General features: G+C 45.4%; 3 protein-coding genes and 1 pseudogene. 3 read left to right on the top strand and 1 reads right to left on the bottom strand.

From position 1 onward, the window contains the following. Positions 1-25 precede the first annotated feature (25 nt). Positions 26-868: a LysM domain-containing protein gene (locus Q0954_RS32815; RefSeq protein WP_299465903.1), complete on the bottom strand. Its 843-nt coding sequence runs from the start codon at positions 866-868 to the stop codon at positions 26-28. 342 nt (positions 869-1,210) lie between these two features. Between Q0954_RS32815 and Q0954_RS32810 the strand changes: the two genes are divergently transcribed. From Q0954_RS32810 to Q0954_RS32800, 3 genes and pseudogenes are all read left to right on the top strand, one after another. Next, positions 1,211-1,768 carry a Pvc16 family protein gene (locus Q0954_RS32810; protein WP_299465900.1) on the top strand — a complete coding sequence of 186 codons (558 nt, stop codon included), beginning with the start codon at positions 1,211-1,213 and terminating at the stop codon, positions 1,766-1,768. 111 nt (positions 1,769-1,879) lie between these two features. Next, positions 1,880-2,359: a hypothetical protein gene (locus tag Q0954_RS32805; protein ID WP_299465897.1), complete on the top strand. Its 480-nt coding sequence runs from the start codon at positions 1,880-1,882 to the stop codon at positions 2,357-2,359. Between the two features lie 316 nt (positions 2,360-2,675). Then, positions 2,676-4,777: pseudogene (locus Q0954_RS32800) on the top strand (hypothetical protein); the annotation flags it as partial.

Here is a 4,777-nt window from a genome sequence, read left to right as displayed (position 1 = left end):
TTTGGTCTAAGAGCGACACTGATTGCTACTTTCGTAAATGCAAATGCTGCTTAAAACACTTTCGCAAGAAGTCTATTCTAACTGCTATCAAGTTGACTTTCCCTTCTTCTTCATAAAACTTGTATCCCTTCCGTTTTAGTGTATCTTTTATCCCATTAAGCGAAAAATCAGGTTTTACCCGTTTTTTGGCTTTTTTTACTTTTTTAGGTGTAGGTGTACTCTTTTTATTTACCTTTTTCCCCTCAAAAATTGGTGGTTGATACACCTTAGTATTATCCGCTTTTTGTTCCATCATTTTTAGTTCAAGTGCCCGTAATTTGCCGTTTACTTTAGAGTCTATTTTAGGCGACGTTTTTTGGGGAGGTGGTTTTTGATTACCAAGATTAACAGTAGAAGGTACTTTAAGCATTTGCCCAGGAGCAATTAAAGCCTTAACACTCCCTAAATTATTCAACTCAACTATTTTCTGCACTAATAGGGCAATCTCGGTTATAGGAGCCAAGGGGTTATATTTTTTGGCAATTGTCCAAAGTCCTTCTCCCGCTTGTACAGTGTGTTCGCTTATTTTAGGTGCTTTCTTTCCTAAAATTCGTTCTGGGCTGGCTGCTACCAAGGCTCCATAAGGCAACTGTTGTTTCTGGGTTGGCCACGAGGTTTCTTTTCCCATCAGGCGTTCCAGGCTTGGCTCCACGATTCGGGGTGGTGTTGATCCCTCGTGTTGCTGTTGTGGATCGTGTTCGGCATTGGCTTGGCTTGACATAGTAAATAAGGTTAGAGTAATATAATATTTCTCAGAAATGGCTCCAGTGCAATTGGGCACTTTTTCCGAGGCAAGAGTAGGCATTTTGGCAGATAAATTCCAAATCAAAACCTTGATGAAACTTTGATTTGTGTGATTTACTCATGTATAGTCACACAAAAACATATAAAAATACTATTAAAACCGAGAACTGGCACCTAAAAATAGTGCGATAAGGCTCAAAACCGTCTTTAGAGCCACTTACTGCGACCAAAAGTGATTTAACTATAACTATTAAGTGAATATATATGATTATTTAAATTAGGTTTAAAAGAATCAAAGTTTCATCAAGATCGAGATTTGCCCCCAACCCCTGTACTTTCCTAACATTGTGCCATCAGTAGCTCACTATATGGTGAGGCATCTCCTACTGATTGTTTTATGGTTTCACTCGCAACAATCTCTTATTAAATGATCTATTCTATACTTCAACTTATTCAGGAATCACTGCAAGATTTCATGGAGCTTCAGTTTCCTCAAAAAGCGTATGAGGTAGCAGTAGATAAACTGGTGACACGAGAGGGTAAATCGACCACCGATGCCCAATCTGGGCGGATAGTCATTACTTTATTACATGCGCAGGAAGAACGTACTATGCAAAGAAGCCGCACCAGTGACCTTACTCAGCCTTATCATTTAAATCTCTTGCTGTTGTTTTCGGTGCACGAAAAAGAGCAAAATGCGAGTGGCAATGCTTACCTGGAAGCGATGAAATACTTAGACATGGTTTTAGGTTATTTTCAACAAACCCCAGTATTTTCACCCCAAACCCATGCATTACCTCCCAATATTCAACACTTGCATTTTGAACTATTCAATGAAGACCTTCGGGAAAGTTCTTACATCTGGACAATGACTGGAGCCAAACATACCACTTCTGTACTTTATCAGGTGCGTAGTGTGACAGTAGGGCAAGCATTGGTTGGCTCGCAGCTCGCTGCCCACAGCCAACAGCTATTTGGTACGTGAACTACCCATGATTAAGCATTAATCACAAATAATCAAATACCCAAAAAACTACCTAAACCCATTAGGCAATACAAACAATTAAATCATCTTAAACTCTCTAAAAAAACGATTATGTATCACAATCATCCACCTACTGTTTCATACCCTACTACCCATAGGCAACCACCATCCTCTCCATTGACTCCCAATACATTGACCTTCGAGCAACCACAGGAACTTACCTTGGAGAGCGGGCTTGTTGTATGGGATATCAAACCAAAAAAGCCGAAGAACTCCCTTCGGGTCACCAAACCAGTGATAGAAAATCCCCAGGTTACCGAGATCAAAGTATATACTGAGAAACTTGTATTAGGGGGTGACTGGCAAGGCGAAGTAATTGCCCCTATTGCTTCATCAGGAGGGTTAGATGGCGCTAAAGCGACCCATTATTTAGTGAGGAATATTTGGTTAGAATTGATTGGCTATCAGGTTGAGCACTACATTTTTCGTATCCAGGCAGCTTTTATGGTACCCTTGCCCAAAGTGGTATATCTGTACCAGCAAAACAGCCGAATCATAGTAAACAAAAATGTGGTAAAGTGTAATGGTTAAATTAAGAATTGAAAACTCCTAATTCTCAAGCAGTGCCTTGCCGCATTTCAATTGTTTCAGCGATTAAATTTGTTTCCCATAGTGCAAGGTGCTGTTTTTTAGTAAGTCAAGAGTTGAGAGTCGGTAGTCGGGAGCTACCATAGGCTACCAACAATAGACCAATAAAAGAATCAAACTCTAAACCCAACCCAGTGTAGTCGCAATGGACTGTCGACCGTAGACCGTGGACTAAAGTAAATCCACTACATGGAGCTAACCAAGGCTTAAAAAAGCCAGCATAAGCTACCGACTCCCGACTACCAACTAAAAAACTAAAATGAAAACATTTACCCTATTTTGCATGCTCCTCTGGAGCCTTGCCCAGCCTTCCTATGCCCAAACCCAACTGCGTGGACAGGGTACCAGCTTTGCCATTAGCACGCTGACTGCTGCGACTGCTTATATAGAAGAAAGCGCCTCTGCGGTAGACGATAGTCGCCCAAATCCTGATCCAGTGTTCATTGTTCCCGCCGACCCGGTAGATGCCTGCAACAGTGGTAAATCGGTAGTACTTTCACCCATCATCATCAGCGAGCAAAGTGTGGGGTCGTTTGCCATTGGCAAGGGAACCTTAGTGCTTGCATTTGATCATCCCGATTTTGTAGTAAGCAAGCTGCCCAGGGTAACTATCACGGGTGCCCCCGGTGATTTTCTTGCCCCAACAGTATCGCTCAATTCGGGCAAACTCTATATAAGCTACCATTTTGTGGGTGCCACCAAGATAGGGGGCATTGTACTGAGTGGACTGGAGACGAGGTCAAACAGTAAAAATAAAGGCATAGTAGCTCAGTTAAAGCCCGTAAGTGGTTATGAGCATTTCGAGGGATTGTACCCCCACGAGGTATTTGCTACCGTGCGAGGCATCAATACAACTAGCAGCAACGCACTCAATGCCCCCACAAATATTAGTGGCGTTGGGGTGGTATGCACCGGGGGCAACGGCTTTGTGTATACTGCCGACCCGGTTCCCGATGTGACAGGTTATTTGTGGACGTTGCCTGTGGGTTTCCTTGCCAGTGGCGACCCACATGCGGTGCAAGTAGGGGCACAAAAGTATTACACTGCCGACAATACCATCACCTTGGATGTGGCAACTTCGGCAAGCCTGGGAAACAAGCTGCTCCAGGTCAAAAGTGTGAACGATTGTGCACTGAGCAGCACCAGCCGCCACAAAACTATTCGAGTGGCAGCCCAACCCAATCCCAAGGTAAGTTTACCCGCTACCAGCTTTCCCGACGATAACTTCTCACCCGTAAACATCACCGTTACCAACAGCCCGGCGGGGGGAGTGGGTGTGCTTCGGGGCGATGGAGTATTAGGCAATAAATTGTATCCGGGGTTACTCTTTCCAGGTACAGGCTACAAGGTGTATTATGATTATGCCATCAACAACTGTACAGTGACCGTGAGCACCACTTTTAGCGTGTACGATGCCGATGCCGTAGTATTGGGACTGGCCACAAGCTATTGCAGCAATGTAGCGGCTTCTCAAACCGTCACCATTGCCAACCTGAGCTCGCCATCGGGGGCAAAGCTTTACAGCCCTGCCAACCAAGCCATCCCTTTAAACTTGCAACTGATTGGTGGCGGTAGCGATTACCGCTATACTTTTAGCGGCCAAGACTTGTATAAACGCTACGGCGCCGGGGCTTACCGTTTCGAGGTGACGCAAGTGGGGGCAAGCGTGCCTATTAAGGTGGCTTTTCAGATTACCCGCCCACCCGCTCAAAACATTAGTGGAGGCAATGCGGGCGCCCAGGTATGCGGCGATGGTAGCACGATTTATAACTATGTGTCTACCGTTTCCGCCACCACCGATGAATTTGAATGGTCGGCACCCGCAGGGGGAGCTACTTTTGTAGGGGGGATTAATCGCCAGGCAAGCGTAGCCGTAGTGTGGGAGAAAGGAAATGTGGCAGGAACCAACAAAATCCTCCGCCTTGCCCAAACCCGTAATGGCTGCACTACCATTACCGACTATGCAGTGAAAGTTTTTGCCCTGCCCCCACCCAGTATTGTAGGAGATTTGACCCCCTGCGCGGGTGAAACGGTGACGTATACTCTGAGTAATGGCAGCAGTAGTGCAAGTGGCGGCACCGCCTATGCTTGGCAGGTAGAAAATGGGCAAATTGTAGGGGCAAGCAATCAAGCTCAGGTAACCATCAAGTGGGGTAATTCAAACGGTAGCGGCAACCTCAAAGTGACCCAAAGCCTAAATGGTTGCACCAAAAGTGCTGAGACCACTATTACTATAGAGGAGTTGCCCACACTCAGTATTGCAGGTTTCAATGCCGAGCGTAAGTATTGCGCGGGAGATGGCACCCCAGTGAAACTCACCCCTGTATTTGGCGGCAACTCAAGCCCTCCCGCTGACTACTT

Origin of the sequence: uncultured Microscilla sp., assembly GCF_947493425.1 — a bacterium.
Classification (GTDB): domain Bacteria; phylum Bacteroidota; class Bacteroidia; order Cytophagales; family Microscillaceae; genus Microscilla.
Note: the sequence above shows the minus strand (reverse complement) of the source record. Positions and strands in the feature narration are given on the sequence as shown.

Excerpts from the sequence above, each read along its gene's own strand:
- Q0954_RS32810 (WP_299465900.1), top strand. The coding sequence starts at position 1,211 with ATGATCTATTCTATACTTCAACTTATTCAGGAATCACTGCAAGATTTC.
- Q0954_RS32805 (WP_299465897.1), top strand. The coding sequence starts at position 1,880 with ATGTATCACAATCATCCACCTACTGTTTCATACCCTACTACCCATAGG.